Origin of the sequence: Pseudomonas sp. (assembly GCF_035554175.1) — a bacterium.
In the GTDB taxonomy this organism is placed as follows: Bacteria; Pseudomonadota; Gammaproteobacteria; order Pseudomonadales; family Pseudomonadaceae; genus Aquipseudomonas.
Window position 1 is genome coordinate 89,724 of sequence record NZ_DATMIV010000030.1, and the last position, 15,719, is coordinate 105,442.

9 protein-coding genes are annotated in these 15,719 nt (G+C 60.5%); 6 read left to right on the forward strand and 3 right to left on the reverse strand.

The window, feature by feature from the left end; all coding sequences use genetic code 11:
- Nucleotides 1-211: 211 nt before the first annotated feature.
- A complete protein-coding gene (locus tag VNV36_RS14100) occupies nucleotides 212-2,650 on the reverse strand; it encodes a Lon protease family protein (protein ID WP_325718306.1) in 2,439 nt (812 codons plus the stop codon).
- Between the two features lie 301 nt (nucleotides 2,651-2,951).
- On the opposite strand from VNV36_RS14100, the gene VNV36_RS14105 reads away from it, so the two are divergent.
- From VNV36_RS14105 to VNV36_RS14120, 4 genes are all read left to right on the forward strand, one after another.
- Nucleotides 2,952-3,440 (forward strand): DUF3015 domain-containing protein, encoded by a 489-nt coding sequence (locus tag VNV36_RS14105; RefSeq protein ID WP_016773112.1) that lies wholly within the window; start codon nucleotides 2,952-2,954, stop codon nucleotides 3,438-3,440.
- A 193-nt stretch (nucleotides 3,441-3,633) separates the two neighbouring features.
- Nucleotides 3,634-5,487, forward strand: a complete 1,854-nt coding sequence (locus VNV36_RS14110; protein ID WP_325718307.1) for an Lnb N-terminal periplasmic domain-containing protein — start codon at nucleotides 3,634-3,636, stop codon at nucleotides 5,485-5,487.
- 155 nt (nucleotides 5,488-5,642) lie between these two features.
- The gene (locus VNV36_RS14115) at nucleotides 5,643-5,999 is read left to right on the forward strand and encodes a hypothetical protein (RefSeq protein ID WP_325718308.1); all 357 of its coding nucleotides are present in this window, start codon (nucleotides 5,643-5,645) and stop codon (nucleotides 5,997-5,999) included.
- 69 nt (nucleotides 6,000-6,068) lie between these two features.
- Nucleotides 6,069-6,563, forward strand: a complete 495-nt coding sequence (locus VNV36_RS14120) for a GreA/GreB family elongation factor (protein WP_325718309.1) — start codon at nucleotides 6,069-6,071, stop codon at nucleotides 6,561-6,563.
- On the opposite strand, the gene gdhA is transcribed toward VNV36_RS14120, so the two are convergent.
- Complete coding sequence (gene gdhA / locus VNV36_RS14125; protein WP_325718310.1) at nucleotides 6,560-7,897, reverse strand: NADP-specific glutamate dehydrogenase; 1,338 nt, start codon at nucleotides 7,895-7,897, stop codon at nucleotides 6,560-6,562. The two genes, VNV36_RS14120 and gdhA, sit on opposite strands and share 4 nt — an antisense overlap.
- A gap of 351 nt (nucleotides 7,898-8,248) precedes the next feature.
- The gene (gene ettA / locus VNV36_RS14130; RefSeq protein ID WP_325718311.1) at nucleotides 8,249-9,913 is read right to left on the reverse strand and encodes an energy-dependent translational throttle protein EttA; all 1,665 of its coding nucleotides are present in this window, start codon (nucleotides 9,911-9,913) and stop codon (nucleotides 8,249-8,251) included.
- Nucleotides 9,914-10,199: 286 nt separating this feature from the next.
- Here ettA and morA point away from each other — a divergent pair, with 286 nt between their 5' ends.
- Complete coding sequence (gene morA / locus VNV36_RS14135) at nucleotides 10,200-14,048, forward strand: cyclic di-GMP receptor MorA (RefSeq protein ID WP_325718312.1); 3,849 nt, start codon at nucleotides 10,200-10,202, stop codon at nucleotides 14,046-14,048.
- Between the two features lie 253 nt (nucleotides 14,049-14,301).
- Complete coding sequence (glyA, locus tag VNV36_RS14140) at nucleotides 14,302-15,555, forward strand: serine hydroxymethyltransferase (RefSeq protein ID WP_325718313.1); 1,254 nt, start codon at nucleotides 14,302-14,304, stop codon at nucleotides 15,553-15,555.
- Nucleotides 15,556-15,719: the final 164 nt, after the last annotated feature.

The following is a 15,719-nucleotide window of genomic DNA, read 5'->3' on the forward strand; positions in this document are numbered from 1 at the left end:
AAATGGAACCAGAAGGCGCCGAATGGTCATTGTGTGAATATTGGCGTCAGACTCGTGACACGTTCCCCGAGGATCCATGCAGAAGCTAATTTGAAAAACAACTGTGGGAGCGAGCCTGCTCGCGAAGACGATGGATCAGCCAACTCATTTCATCGACTGATGCACCGCTTTCGCGAGCAGGCTCGCTCCCACAGGGTCTGGCGTGAACTGATCAGGCCGGTTTGGCTTCGGCGAGGGCCTCCTGCGCCAGCTCCTTCTCGGCCTCTTTCAAGTCTTCTTCGCTGATCATCTCGGCAATATCGCGCAGGCGCTCTACCACTCGCGCATTGATGCTGCCTTCGGGGAATTCGCCATCGGCATTCGGCTCGCCCGCCGGCTCGCCTACCAGCAGGCTCAGCGCCTCGTCGGCCTGACGCACTGCGTAGACATGGAACTGCCCGGCGCGCACGGCCGCCAGCACTTTCTCATCAAGCATCAGCGTGGCGACGTTGGCCTGGGGAATGATTGCGCCCTGCTCCCCGGTCAGGCCGCGGGCTTCGCAGAGGCGGAAGAAGCCTTCGATCTTCTCGTTGACCCCGCCGACCGCCTGCACTTCGCCGAACTGGTTGATCGAACCGGTGATGGCAAAGCATTGCTTGAGCGGGGTTTTCGACAACGCCGAGATCAGCGTGCACGCCTCACCCAGCGATGCACTGTCGCCATCGACATAACCGTAGGATTGCTCGAGGGCGATGCTCGCAGAAATCGCCAGCGGGAATTCCTGCGCGTAACGACTGCCCAGATACCCGGTGAGGATCATCACACCCTTGGAGTGGATCGGCTGACCGAGGTTGACTTCACGCTCGATGTCGACGATGCCGCTGCCGCCCGGGTACACCGTGGCGGAAATCCGCGCCGGCACACCGAACGCCGAGTCGCCGACTTCCAGCACCGTCAGCCCGTTGCATTTGCCGACTGCCGCGCCGTCCGTGTCGATGAGGATGATCCCGGCGAGCATGTCATCGAGAATCCGCGCCGAGACGCGCCCGGTGCGGGTGGCCTTGGCTTTCAGGGCACGTTCGATGTGACCGGCATCGGTCATTTCATCGCCGGCCAGATGCCGGATGAAATCCGCCTCGCTGACCAGTTGGAACAAATCACCAATGCGCGCCGACAAGCGCCCCTGATGTTCGGCCAGCCGTGCGCTGTAAGTGGCCAGTCGCGCGACCGCGTCGGCGGTCAGCGGCGCCATGCCTTCTTCCGAAGTCCGGGTTTTCAAGAGTTGGGCGAACTGCTCCAGGCTCTCGTCGACCATCGGAATGTCTTCATCGAAGTCCACCAGGACGCGGAACATTTCCTGGAAGTCCGGATCGAGATCCTGCAGCGTGTAATACAACTGCCGCGCGCCAATGATGATGACTTTGACCTGCAAGGGAATGTGCTGCGGGTTGAGGGTCACGGTGGCGAAGCGGCCCATCTCGCCCAGTGGCGACTCCATTTTCAGCTTGCGCGATTGCAGGGCGCGTTTGAGCGCATCCCACACGAACGGCTCGCCGAGCATTTTCTCCGCTTCAAGAATCAGAAAACCGCCATTGGCGCGATGCAGCGCACCCGGACGCAACTGCCGATAGGTGGTGTAGAGCGCGCCCTGATCGGTGGTGTATTCGATGCGACCAAACAGGTTTTCGTAAGTCGGATGCGGCTCGAACACCACCGGCGCGCCGCCGCTGGCCGGATGCCCGACCACCAGGCTTGGCGCGTATTGTTCTTCCAGCAGTTTGCGCGCGACGGCGTCGGTCTTGCTGTCGTCGACCAGTTGCTCGACCACGGTTTTCAGCAGATTGACCTGCATCGCTTGCAGATAACCGCAGACGGCGGCGTTTTCCGCGTATTTCTCCGACAGCGGCGCCAGCAACGGTTGCAGGGCAAGGGTGATGGTTTCTTCGTTGAGCTGGCGCAGCTGGTTGTTCGATTCGCGCTTCCACTGCGGCAGGCTGGCGAGTTCTTCGTTCAAGCGCTCTTCGAGGCCGGAGATGTCATTGTGAAAACGCTCGCGCTCGGCTTCCGGCAACTGGGCGAATTCGGCTTCGTCCAGGGCCTTGCCGTCGAGCATCGGCGTGAAGGCGATGTTGCTGCTGTCGCGGTACAGGGCGACGTCTTTTTCCAGGGCCAGGCGCTCGATGATGTCCAGGGCTTTGTCGTAGCGCTGGTTGAAGGCGCGGTCGATGGCGCTTTTTTTCTGCTGGTAGGACGGGTGCTCGAACACCGCCGGAAACGTCGCCAGCAGGTTGTCGATCAAGCCGTTGATGTCACCGATGAACGAGGCCGCCGTGCCCGATGGCAGCTCCAGTGCGCGCGGTTCGCGCGGCTCATCGAAGTTGTTGACGTAGACCCAGTCCGCCGGGGTCTGCAGGCGCTTGCCTTCGGCCTTCAGGTAGCGTTTGACGAACGAGAAGCGACCGGTGCCCGGCTCGCCCATGACGAATACGTTGTAACCGGGGCGTGGCATGGCCACACCGAACTGCAAGGCTTCGACCGCGCGTTCCTGGCCGAGCACACCGCGAAAGGGCTCCAGATCATTGGTGGTAGTGAAGCTGAACTGTTCAGCGGAAAACGGACGAGTCAGCGCTTCAGGCGCAAGACGCAGGCTGGCAGCAACAGGATCAGGCATCGGGCTTCCTTAACAATCAGGCGGGGCAGGTAGCGGCATTCTGGCGCTGCCCGTGCCCTACTGGCAAGGCGCGCCACATGACAAAGCATAGACAAGCGCTCGGCTGGCCGATGCGTCCCGATAAATCAGAGGTTTATTCCAAATATTTTGCAAAAAGTCACGGAACCGCTGGAACGTGCCTAAACTCCAAACTGCGCGGCTGGAACTAATACCGGCCCACTGACACTTTCGCATCTGTCCTCGGGCAGACGCGAAGGGCCAGAACCCTGTCCATTGGTATGCACATAAAGAGAACAAAGCTATGAAACGGATTCTTCTCGGTACTCTCTTCACCGCTGTATCCATCAACGCAATGGCGCAAGCCCCGGGCGGCCCGGATTGCGGTTGGGGCAACATGCTGTTCGAAGGTCAGCGTGGCACCCCGGCGCACTTCCTTGCTTCCACCACCAACGGCACTTCCGGTAATGCCACCTTCGGTATGACCTCCGGCACCAACGGTTGCTCGACCAACGCGTCGCTGACCTACGGCGGCAAATCCTGGTTCGCCATGAATGGCATGATGAACGAGCTGTCCGAAGACATGGCCAAAGGCAACGGCGAAGCGCTGACGACTTATGCCGTGGTACTGGGCGTCGCACCGGAAGATCGCGCGCACTTCGCGCAAGTGACCCACGAGCACTTCCAGCAGATCTTCAGCAAGGCTGACGTGACCGCTGAAGACGTGCATACCAACACCCTGGCAGTACTGAAATCGGACCCACGTCTGGCCAAGTACGCAACTCAGGCTTAAGCTCGACCCCGCCCGCTTCTTCAGGGAAGCGGGTTTTTTATTTTTTGCCGAATGACGCGCTGCAGGAGCTGACGAGTGCATCGAGGCTGCGATCTTTTGATCTTCGAAAGCAAAGATCGCAGCCTCGTTGCACTCGTCAGCTTCTACAGTTCGATGGTATTGAATTTTTTCTTTTCGACTTAAGTTGCCGACTATGCTCAAACGCCTTGCCTGGCTGGCGCTCTGTGTCTGCGCCCCGCTATCCGCCGCGCCTCACATCGATCCTCAACGTTTGCAGCAACTGGCCAACGACCGCTTCTGGATTTCCCTGGGCCATTACGAAACCGCCAAGCTCGGCGGCTGGCGCAGCTATGTCAGCGACAAGAAATTCTTTCTCGCGCCCGACGGCAACGAACATCCGGACCGCGAACTGGCCGCCACCGTCCAGGCGCTGTACGCCCCGGCCAGCCTGGGTGAGCAACATGCGCAATGTGTTTATCCGGCGCGCACGCGCTGGCTCAAAGCACAACTGAACCTCACCGACCTGCCCACCCCGGAATGCGCTGAATACAAAAAATGGTTCAAGGACGTCTCGCCGCACAGTGCGGTGATGATTTTCCCGGCGGCGTATCTCAACAGTCCTTCGTCGATGTTCGGCCACACCTTGCTGCGCATCGATCAGGCGGACGTGCAGGCCGACAAGACCTCGCTGCTCAGCTACGCGATCAACTTCGGCGCCTACATCGAAGGCTCGGACAACAGCATCCTGTATGCCTGGAAAGGACTGATGGGCGGCTACCCGGGGCTGTTCGCGCTGGTACCGTATCAGGAAAAACTTTCGGAATACCGCAGCCTGGAAAACCGCGACCTGTGGGAATACCGGCTCAACCTGACCCAGGAAGAAACCGCGCGCATGGTCGAGCATGTGTGGGAGCTCAAGCAGATCCAGTTCGACTATTTCTTTTTTGACGAAAACTGCTCGTATCGCCTGCTGGAATTACTGCAGGTGGCGCGGCCAGGCCTGCGCCTGACCGAACAATTTCCGCTGACCGCGATCCCTACCGACACCGTCAAAGCGGTGAAAGAGGCCGGGCTGGTCGAACACATCGAATACCGCCCGTCCCGCGAACGTGAACTGCTCAGCCGCGCCGAGCCGTTGAGCGATGACGAACAGCAATGGGTGCTGAAAGTCAGTGCCGATCAGCAGGTGTTGCAGGAGCCAACGTTCAAGGCGCTGCCGCGTGCGCGTCAGGCATTGATCGTCGATGCCGCCTATCGCCTCGAACGCTACCGTGCCAACGGTCAGGAGCGCGACCCGAAACGCGCGCAGCGCAGCTTCGAACTGCTGCGGGCGATCAACAAGAATCCCGCGCCGGAGCTGGAAATTCCGCAACCGGGCCTGCCCGAAGACGGCCACGAATCACGCACCTGGCAGGCCGGTCTCGGAACTCGCGGCGATCGCGCGTTCGGCGAATACGGCCTGCGCATGGCCTACCACGACCTCAACGACAACGCCGAAAGCTTTCCCCTCGGCGCGCAGATCGAGATCCTGCAACTGAAGCTGCGCCAGTACGAAGGCAATGACTGGCAATTGCAACAACTGGACCTGGCAACGATTCGTTCGTTGACCCCGCGCAACGAGCTGCTGCAACCGTTGTCGTGGCAAGTCACCGGTGGCCTTGAGCGCGTGCCGGGCAAGCATGACGACGAAACGCTGGTCAGCCATGTCAACGGTGGCGGTGGCGGGACGTGGCAACTGGGCGAAGACGTGCTCGGCTTCGCCCTCGGCACCGTGCGGGTGGAGCACAACAATGACTTCGCCGAATTCGTCTCCCCTGCGGGTGGATTCAACACCGGTGTGCTGTGGAAAAATCCGCTGGGCAACCTGAGCCTGGAAGCCAAGGGCGATTACTTCTTCAACGGTGAAGTCCGCCGCAGTCTGAGCCTGAATCAGCAGTGGGAGCTGTCACGCAACCTCGGTTTGCGCTTGAGCGCGCAGCGCGAATTCAGCCAGCTCGCCAGCCCGGAAACGGAAGTCATGCTAGAAGTGAAGTGGTATCACTACTGAAAAGATCGCAGCCTTCGGCAGCTCCTACATTTGCAATGCATTCCCCCTGTAGGAGCTGCCGAAGGCCGCGATCTTTTGATCTTTCTTTCACACCATATCGACCAATCCCCTTCTAGACTTCCCCTATCAGCCGAAATCCGGCGCGGGAGAGTGCGATGTGGCGGTGCGTGGGGTTGTTGGGCGTTGTATTGGCGCTGGGCGGTTGCCAGACCACCCATGAAGACTTGATCGCCAAGGGTTATCCACCGGCCTTCGCCGACGGTTTCGATGACGGTTGCGTCAGCGGCCGGCAAGCGGCGGGGTCGATCAGCGGCGAGTTTCGCAAGAACGTGCCGCGCTATCTCAAGGACAAACAATACGCCGAAGGCTGGGTCGATGGCTTCCGCCAGTGTCAGGCGATGTTGGAAAACAGGGATCGCGAACAATATCGCAGTCAGCATTGGGACGAACGCGAGCGGGCCTGGCAGCAACAGAAAGACCAGGACGCCGGGCGGGCTTATCGCTCGCCATAGTCGCTTGCAGACATCCATTGAAACCAAATGCCGGCAACCATGGCCCAAATCCTTTAGGAGGAGGACATCATGAGTCGCGCATTCGTCAACGAAGACAACGCTGCAGCGCAGGCCGATCAGCCGGTTGAACGTCAGGTCAGCACGCAGCCCAATTACGTCACCCCGCAAGGTCTGGCGCAGCTGCAGGCGAAAGTCGCCGAACTGCAAAGCCTGCATGCCGAGCAAACGGCCAAGGGCGAACAGGCCGACAAACAGCGGCAGGCGGATCTGCAACGGGATCTGCGTTATTTCACCCAACGCCTGAGCACGGCCCAAGTGGCTGTCGCTGCGACTTCAACCGCCAAGGTGCAGATCGGCAGCTGGGTTACATTTGCCGATGAGCACGACGCTGAACAACGTGTGCAACTGGTCGGCGAAGATCAGGCCGATGCCAGTCAAGGCCTGATCAACTGGGCTTCACCGCTGGGCCGGGCCCTGCTCGGCGCCCGGCTCAACGACGAAGTGTTGTGGCAGCGTCCGGCCGGCGATCAACTGATCGAAGTGGTTCGCATAGAACCGGCTTAAACCACGCCTTGCGCCAGCATCGCATCGGCGACTTTGACGAAGCCTGCGATGTTCGCGCCTTTGACGTAATTGACCTGACCGTTCTCTTCGCCGTAATGCACGCAAGCGTGGTGGATCGACTGCATGATCGCGTGCAACTTGCTGTCCACTTCGCCCGCCGTCCACAGCAGGCGCATGGCGTTCTGCGACATCTCCAGACCGCTCACGGCCACGCCGCCGGCATTCGAGGCTTTGCCCGGCGCAAAGAGAATGCCGGCCTCGATAAAGATATCCACAGCCTCCAGCGTGGTCGGCATGTTCGCGCCTTCAGCCACACACACGCAGCCATTGCCCAGCAGCGTGCGCGCGGCCGCGGCGTCGAGTTCGTTCTGCGTGGCGCAAGGCAGCGCGATGTCGCAGGTCAGCGACCACGGGTGCTGGGCGGCGCGGAATTCCAGGCCATGGGCGCTCGCCAGCTCGCTGATGCGCCCGCGTTTGACGTTTTTGAGTTCCAGCAGCGCCAGCCACTGTTCTTCAGTCAATCCTGCCTCGCAATACAGCGTGCCTTCGGAATCGGACAGGGAAATCACCTTGCCGCCCAAGTCCATCACTTTGCGCGCCGCATACTGCGCGACGTTGCCGGAACCGGAAATTGCCACACGCTTGCCTTCCACGGTCTGCCCGCGACGCTTGAGCATTTCCTCAGCGAAGTACACGCAGCCAAAACCGGTGGCTTCCGGGCGAATCAGGCTGCCGCCGTAGGTCATGCCTTTGCCGGTCAGGACGCTGGTGAACTGGTTGCTCAGGCGTTTGTACTGGCCGAACAGGAAACCGATTTCCCGCGCACCGACACCGATATCACCCGCCGGCACATCTACGTCGGCGCCAATGTGGCGGTACAACTCGCTCATGAACGACTGGCAGAAACGCATGACTTCAGCGTCGCTCTTGCCCTTCGGATCGAAGTCCGAACCGCCCTTGCCGCCGCCCATGGGCAGGGAGGTCAGCGAATTTTTGAAGGTCTGCTCGAAGGCGAGGAACTTCAGCACCCCGAGGTTGACCGAAGGATGAAAGCGCAAGCCGCCCTTGTACGGGCCGATGGCGCTGTTCATCTGGATGCGGAAACCGCGATTGACCTGGATCTTGCCCTGATCATCGACCCACGACACGCGAAACACCACTGCCCGCTCCGGCTCGCAGATACGCTCGAGAATTCCCGAGGTCAGGTAATGCGGATGGGCTTCGAGAAATGGCCACAGACTGCGCAGGACTTCTTCGACGGCCTGGTGAAATTCGGGCTGGTCCGGGTCGCGTTTTTTCAGGCGCGCAAGGAAGGATTCGACGGATTCGATCATGGGCAAAGTCTCGGCAGATTTATTGTCGTTGGAGGAGATTGGGCCGGACTGTAACAAACGAGTTGCGCACAGGAACAGTTCAAAATGTCGCAGATATGAAATTAAATGGTGCACAGGACATAAATTCCAGGCGTTTTTGGTCCGTTTTTGCACCTGAGTAGGGAGTACAGATCCGAGAGTTGCACCAACAGTTACATCGTCTTCGCGAGCAGGCTCGCTCCCACAGGGAAACATGTCTCAAATGTGGGAGCGAGCCTGCTCGCGAATCGCCGCGCCTCGGCTCACCTGGAAAAACCAGGGCAAAAAAAAACGGAGCCCGAAGGCTCCGCTTTTTCATGCAACCAACCCGAATCAGGCCAGTTTCTTGTGACGTACCCGGTGTGGCTGTGCCGCTGCTTCGCCGAGGCGTTTCTTGCGATCGGCTTCGTACTCGGTGTAGTTGCCTTCGAAGAACACCGCTTGCGAGTCGTCTTCGTACGCCAGGATGTGCGTGGCGACACGGTCAAGGAACCACCGATCGTGGGAGATCACAATCGCCGCGCCAGGGAAGTCCAGCAGCGCTTCTTCCAGCGAACGCAAGGTTTCCACGTCGAGGTCGTTGGACGGTTCGTCGAGCAGAAGGACGTTGCCGCCCTCCTTCAGGGTCAGCGCCAGGTGCAGACGACCGCGTTCACCACCGGACAGATCCTTGACGAACTTCTGCTGATCGCCGCCCTTGAAGTTGAAGCGACCAACGTAGGTGCGCGACGGGATCTCGTAGTTGCCGATGCGGATCTGGTCGGAACCGTCGGAGATCTGCTGGAACACGGTCTTGCTGCCGTCGAGGTCTTCGCGGCTCTGATCGACGCAGGCCAGTTGCACGGTTTCACCGATTTCGATAGTGCCCGAATCCGGTGTTTCCTTGCCCATGAGCATGCGGAACAGCGTCGACTTACCGGCACCGTTACCGCCGATCACGCCGACGATGGCGCCCTTGGGCATGGAGAACGACAGATTGTCGATCAGCACGCGATCGCCGTAGCCCTTGGTGACGTTCTTGAACTCGATGACCTTGTCGCCCAGGCGCGGACCGGCCGGGATGTAGATCTCGTTGGTTTCCGAACGCTTCTGGAATTCCTGCGACTGCATCTCTTCGAAGCGTTGCAGACGGGCCTTGGATTTCGACTGGCGGGCCTTGGCGCCTTTGCGCACCCACTCCAGTTCTTCCTTCATGGCTTTTTCATGGGCCGACTGCTGCTTGGATTCCTGGGCCAGACGATCGGATTTGGCTTCCAGCCAGCCCGAGTAGTTGCCCTCGTAAGGAATGCCCGCGCCGCGGTCGAGTTCCAGAATCCAGCCGGCGACGTTGTCGAGGAAGTAACGGTCGTGCGTGATCGCAACCACAGTGCCCGGGAAGTCGTGAAGGAAATGCTCCAGCCACGCCACCGAATCGGCGTCCAGGTGGTTGGTCGGTTCGTCGAGCAGCAGCATGTCCGGGGCGGACAGCAGCAGACGGCACAGGGCGACACGACGTTTTTCACCACCGGACAGATGTTCTACTTTCGCGTCCCAGGCCGGCAGGCGCAGCGCATCGGCGGCGACTTCCAGTTGACGCTCAAGGTTGTGGCCGTCGCTGGCCTGCAGGATCGCTTCGAGCTTGGCCTGTTCAGCGGCGAGCTTGTCAAAGTCGGCGTCCGGATCGGCGTAGGCGGCGTAGACCTCGTCCAGGCGCGCTTGCGCATCCTTGATCACGCTGACCGCTTCCTCGACCACTTCACGCACGGTCTTGGCGGGGTCGAGCTGCGGCTCTTGCGGCAGGTAACCGATGTTCAGGTCCGGCATCGGACGGGCTTCGCCTTCGAACTCGGTGTCGACGCCGGCCATGATTTTCAGCAGCGTGGATTTACCCGAACCGTTGAGGCCGAGCACGCCGATCTTGGCGCCGGGGAAGAAGGACAGCGAAATGTTCTTGAGGATTTCCCGCTTCGGCGGAACAACTTTGCCCAGCCGATGCATAGTGAAGACGTATTGAGCCATGGAGAACCTTGGGTCAGTGACAGATGAATGATTGGAGCGCAGGCGATGCCTGGCCAGACTGTGCGCGTCGTTCACTTGATCACGATCAATGCGTGCGCGCTGGAAAAAGTCTGATTGTAGGGGCTGGAACGCCCCCGTCTAACCGGCAAAGCTACCTTAATGACGAAGGGCAGTCCAGCCGCGAGGGGCTGGCACTTCGCCACGAGTCAAGGCATGCTAGCCGCCCTTCGGGCGTCCGGCTTATAGTGCATGTCGCGCCAGTCCAGCCAAATCGCAGGATCACAGCTTGACCAATGTCACTCCGCCAGCCTCTGTGAGCAGCACCCCAACGGCGCCCGGCTCGCCCCTGCGCGGGACATTGAAGGGAGCGCTGGCCACCCTCGTGCTGTTATTGCTGGCCTTGCTGTTCTGGCAACTGCTCGACCAATTGCGCGAAACCCAGAAAAATCAACGCCAGTACACCATCGATTACACCGCCGACCTCGCCTCCCAGGTCAGCCTGAACATGGCGCTGAACGCGCAGATCGCCCTCAACCTGCTACCGATCGTCGAACAACCGCAAACCGCCGACGAACAGCAGATGCTGCTGCGCAAATTGCAGCGCTCGCTGCCCGACCTGCGCAGCATGGCCTTGCTCTCGCCCTCCGGCCGCATTATCAGTGACAGCGCCCCCGACAGCTCCGACGCCGATTACCTGACCGAACTGGTACGTCGCAGCCGCGCCCAGGCGCATTACTTCAGCAACGCCGATGACGGTTCGGTCGTGCATCTGTTGCTGCACCAGGCCAGCGGCAGCAGTCGTGGTTACTGGGCCTTGCGCCTGACGCCGACGTTCTTCGATACGCTCACCAAACAGGACGCAACCAGCCTGCGTCCATTGTGGCTGGTGGAAAACCGCCTCAACCATCAGATCATCAGCCGCGACGCTGGGCTGCCCTCGGCCAAGGCTGGCGTGCTGACTCCCGATGATGTGGCCAACACGGTGCTGACCGTGCCGCTGAGCAGCAGCGACTGGCAACTGCGCGGGCTGTTCGACCGCCAGCGCGTACTGGAAGAATTGCTGCCGGCGTTCATCGGCAAATGCCTGCTCGGCCTGGCGTTCTCGATGCTGCCGGTGATCGCCCTGCTGAACATGCGCCGTCGCCAGCGCCAGGTACATGAAGGCCGGCGCCGTTACCAGGATATTTTCGAAGGCACCGGCGTGGCCTTGTGCGTGCTTGACCTGTCCGGGCTAAAGCAGATGTTCGACAAGGCGCAGGTCCAGACCAGCGACCAGCTCAAGGCCTGGCTCGACCAGCCGCAGCAGCGCCAGCAGTTGCTGCAGGAAATGCGCGTCACCGAGGTCAATCAGGTGGCGCTGCAACTGCTCGATGTACATTCCTGCGAGGATGCCTGGCAGCTGCTGATAGACGGCCAGCGCCACCCGCAGTGCGCGATCGGCCAGGCAATCCTCGAGGCAGTCCTGCAGCAGCAGAAGCAGCTGGAACTGGAAATCAGACTGCCCAACAGCAGCGGTCGTGACCAGCACCTGTGGATGGTGCTGCGCCTGCCAAGCGAGCAGCACGACTATAAAGCGGTGATCCTCAGCATCAACGACATCACCAGCCGCAAACTGATCGAGCTGTCGCTGCTGGAACGTGAAGGCTTCTGGTCCGATGTGGTGCGCACCGTACCCGATCATCTGTATGTGCAGGACGTGATCAGCCAGCGGATGATTTTCAGCAACCACCACCTCGGCCAGACTCTCGGTTACAACCGCACCGAACTGCACCAGATGGGCGAGTACTTCTGGGAAATCCTCCTGCACCCGGAAGATGCCGACTATTACCATCGCTCACGGCAGTTGCAGCGCCACGCCGGTTACAGCCAGTTGCTGCAATGCCAGTTGCGCTTCCGCCATCGCGACGGCAAGTGGCGGCGCTTCGACATTCGCGAACAGGCCCTGGCGCGGGACAAGCACGATCAGGTTACGCGGATCATCGGCGTGGCCAAGGACATCACCGAACAGATCGAGGCCAGCGAATCGCTGCGTGACAGTGAGCAGCGTTACCGCATGCTCGCCGAAAGCATCAGCGACGTGATTTTCTCCACCGACAGCAAGCTCTCCTTGAACTACGTCAGCCCCTCGGTGCAGGCCGTGCTCGGTTACAACGCCGAGTGGATCTTCCAGAACGGCTGGCAATCGACGATCGCCAACCCCGGGCAACTGAACGGTATCTACGCGTTGATGGACCGGGTCAGTAAAGCGCTGGATAAACCCGACCAATTGGCACTGTTGCGCAGTCAGGTGCAAACGCAGCTGTTCCTCTTCGACTGCCTGCGCGCCGACGGCCGCAAGATTCCGATTGAACTGCGTCTGGTGCTGGTGTGGGACGAACACGGTGCGTTTGAAGGCGTGCTCGGTGTCGGTCGCGACATCAGTCAGCAGCGTCGTGCCGAGAAAGACCTGCGCATGGCCGCCACGGTATTCGAACACTCGACCTCGGCAATCCTGATCACCGACCCGGCCGGTTACATCGTTCAGGCCAACGAAGCCTTCAGCCGGGTCAGCGGTTACACCGTCGGCGAGGTTCTCGACCAGTTGCCGAACATGCTCACCGTCGACGAGCAGCAGGACGCGCACCTGCGTTACGTGCTCAAGCAATTGCACGAGCACAGCACCTGGGAAGGCGAAGTGTGGATGAAGCGCCGTAACGGCGAGCACTATCCGGCGTGGGTCGGCATTACCGCCGTGCTCGACGACGAGGGCGATCTGGCCAGTTACGTATGTTTCTTCAGCGACATCAGCGAGCGCAAGGCCAGCGAACAGCGCATCCACCGCCTCGCCTACTACGACGCCCTCACCCACCTGCCGAACCGCACGCTGTTTCAGGATCGTCTGCACACCGCGCTGCAAGCGGCGGAACGGCAGAAGTCGTGGGTGGTGCTGATGTTCCTCGACCTCGACCGTTTCAAACCGATCAACGACTCCCTGGGCCACGCCGCCGGCGACCGCATGCTCAAGGACATGGCCACGCGTTTGCTGGCCTGCGTCGACGACGACGACACCGTGGCGCGCATGGGCGGCGACGAATTCACCTTGCTCTTGCAGCATCGCTCCAGCCGTGAACTGGCGCTGAACCGGGCGATTCATGTGGCCGAGCAGATCCTCGCCAGCCTGGTGCGGCCGTTTGTGCTTGAGGGCCGCGAGTTCTTCGTTACCGCCAGTATCGGCATCGCCCTGAGCCCGCAGGACGGCAACGAACTCAGCCAGTTGATGAAGAACGCCGACACCGCGATGTACCACGCCAAGGAACGCGGCAAGAACAACTTCCAGTTCTATCAGGCCGACATGAACGCCAGTGCGCTGGAACGCCTGGAGCTGGAAAGCGACCTGCGCCATGCCCTGGAACAGAACGAATTCGTCCTGTATTACCAACCTCAGTTCAGCGGCGATGGCAAACGTTTGACCGGCGCCGAAGCCCTGCTGCGCTGGCGCCATCCGCGTCGCGGGCTGGTGCCGCCGGGGGATTTCATTCCGGTATTGGAAGAGCTCGGTCTGGTGGTGGACGTTGGCGACTGGGTGATCGGCGAGGCCTGTCGGCAGCTGAAAACCTGGCACCAGCAACGGGTGCGGGTGCCGAAGGTTTCGGTGAACATCTCGGCACGGCAGTTCTCCGACGGGCAACTGGGCACGCGGATCGCCACGATCCTGCGCGAAACCGGGCTGCCGCCGGCCTGCCTGGAACTGGAACTGACCGAAAGCATCCTGATGCGCGAAGTCAGCGAAGCGATGCAGATTCTTGCCGGGCTGAAAAACCTCGGTCTGAGCATTGCGGTCGATGACTTCGGCACCGGTTATTCATCGCTGAACTACCTCAAGCAATTTCCGATCGACGTGCTGAAGATCGACCGTACCTTCGTTGACGGCCTGCCGTCCGGCGAGCAGGACGCGCAGATTGCCCGGGCGATCATCGCCATGGCCCACAGCCTCAATCTGGCGGTGATCGCCGAGGGTGTGGAAACCCATGAGCAACTGGACTTCCTGCGTGAGCATGGCTGCGACGAGGTGCAGGGTTATCTGTTCGGGCGGCCGATGCCGGCGGGGCGGTTTGAAGCGCAGTTCAGTAATGACGCGCTCTTCATGTTCGACTGAAGAACTGCGGCGCGCCCGAAAAGATCGCAGCCTTCGGCAGCTCCTACAGGGATTGATGCAAGTCACAAGATTCAGGTTAAGCTCCGATTACTGTAGGAGCTGCCGAAGGCTGCGATCTTTGGAGGCCGGCACAAACGCCACCTGTCTGCGCATGAACGCCACTTGTCTGCGACATGATGTCGTTTCATATGTCATCCAAAAGCGGTTGAGTTAGAATGCCCCCCTTTTCTGCCCCCGATCCTTGAGGACCGCCATGTTCAGCCGTGATTTGACTATTGCCAAGTACGACGCCGACCTTTTTGCCGCCATGGAGCAAGAAGCTCAGCGTCAGGAAGAACACATTGAGCTGATCGCTTCGGAAAACTACACCAGCCCAGCGGTGATGGAAGCTCAAGGCTCGGTCCTGACCAACAAGTACGCCGAAGGCTATCCGGGCAAGCGTTACTACGGCGGTTGCGAATACGTTGACGTGGTTGAACAACTGGCCATCGACCGTGCCAAGGAACTGTTCGGCGCCGATTACGCCAACGTTCAGCCGCACGCAGGTTCCCAAGCCAACGCTGCGGTTTACCTGGCTCTGCTGTCGGCTGGCGACACCATTCTGGGCATGAGCCTGGCTCACGGCGGTCACCTGACCCACGGCGCCAGCGTTTCCTCCTCGGGCAAGCTGTACAACGCCATCCAGTACGGCATCGATGCCAACGGCCTGATCGACTACGACGAAGTCGAGCGCCTGGCGGTCGAGCACAAGCCGAAAATGATCGTCGCCGGTTTCTCTGCCTACTCGCAGATCCTCGACTTCCCGCGCTTCCGTGAAATCGCTGACAAGGTTGGCGCCTACCTGTTCGTCGACATGGCCCACGTCGCTGGTCTGGTTGCCGCCGGTGTCTACCCGAACCCGGTGCCGTTCGCCGATGTGGTGACCACCACTACCCACAAGACCCTGCGCGGTCCACGTGGCGGTCTGATCCTGGCCCGTGCCAACGCCGACATTGAGAAAAAGCTCAACTCCGCAGTATTCCCGGGCGCCCAGGGTGGCCCGCTGGAGCACGTGATCGCCGCCAAGGCGATCTGCTTCAAGGAAGCGCTGCAGCCTGAGTTCAAGGCCTACCAGCAACAAGTGGTGAAGAACGCCAAGGCCATGGCCGAAGTGTTCATCGCGCGCGGTTTCGACGTGGTCTCAGGCGGTACTGAAAACCACCTGTTCCTGCTGTCGCTGATCAAGCAGGACATCTCCGGCAAAGACGCCGACGCCGCACTGGGCAAAGCATTCATCACCGTGAACAAGAACTCCGTGCCTAACGATCCACGCTCGCCGTTCGTCACCTCCGGCCTGCGCTTCGGTACTCCGGCCGTGACCACTCGCGGCTTCAAAGAGGCCGAGTGCAAAGAGCTGGCCGGCTGGATCTGCGACATCCTGGCTGACCTGAACAACGAAGCGGTGATCGACGCCGTGCGTGAGAAAGTCAAAGCCATCTGCAAGAAACTGCCGGTATACGGCGCTTAAGTGCGACGCTAGACCCGCAGCAAGAAAACCGGCCAAGTGATTGGCCGGTTTTTTTTCGTCTGTTGAAAAGATCAAAAGATCGCAGCCTTCGGCAGCTCCTACACCCGGCTGTGGCCGCTGGTCAGACCGGTCATGCCAATTTCACGCTTCCCCCTTGTAATCAG

Excerpts from the sequence above, each read along its gene's own strand:
- gdhA (WP_325718310.1), bottom strand. The coding sequence starts at position 7,897 with ATGATCGAATCCGTCGAATCCTTCCTTGCGCGCCTGAAAAAACGCGAC.
- VNV36_RS14110 (WP_325718307.1), top strand. The coding sequence starts at position 3,634 with ATGCTCAAACGCCTTGCCTGGCTGGCGCTCTGTGTCTGCGCCCCGCTA.
- VNV36_RS14105 (WP_016773112.1), top strand. The coding sequence starts at position 2,952 with ATGAAACGGATTCTTCTCGGTACTCTCTTCACCGCTGTATCCATCAAC.
- ettA (WP_325718311.1), bottom strand. The coding sequence starts at position 9,913 with ATGGCTCAATACGTCTTCACTATGCATCGGCTGGGCAAAGTTGTTCCG.
- VNV36_RS14120 (WP_325718309.1), top strand. The coding sequence starts at position 6,069 with ATGAGTCGCGCATTCGTCAACGAAGACAACGCTGCAGCGCAGGCCGAT.
- VNV36_RS14100 (WP_325718306.1), bottom strand. The coding sequence starts at position 2,650 with ATGCCTGATCCTGTTGCTGCCAGCCTGCGTCTTGCGCCTGAAGCGCTG.
- glyA (WP_325718313.1), top strand. The coding sequence starts at position 14,302 with ATGTTCAGCCGTGATTTGACTATTGCCAAGTACGACGCCGACCTTTTT.
- VNV36_RS14115 (WP_325718308.1), top strand. The coding sequence starts at position 5,643 with ATGTGGCGGTGCGTGGGGTTGTTGGGCGTTGTATTGGCGCTGGGCGGT.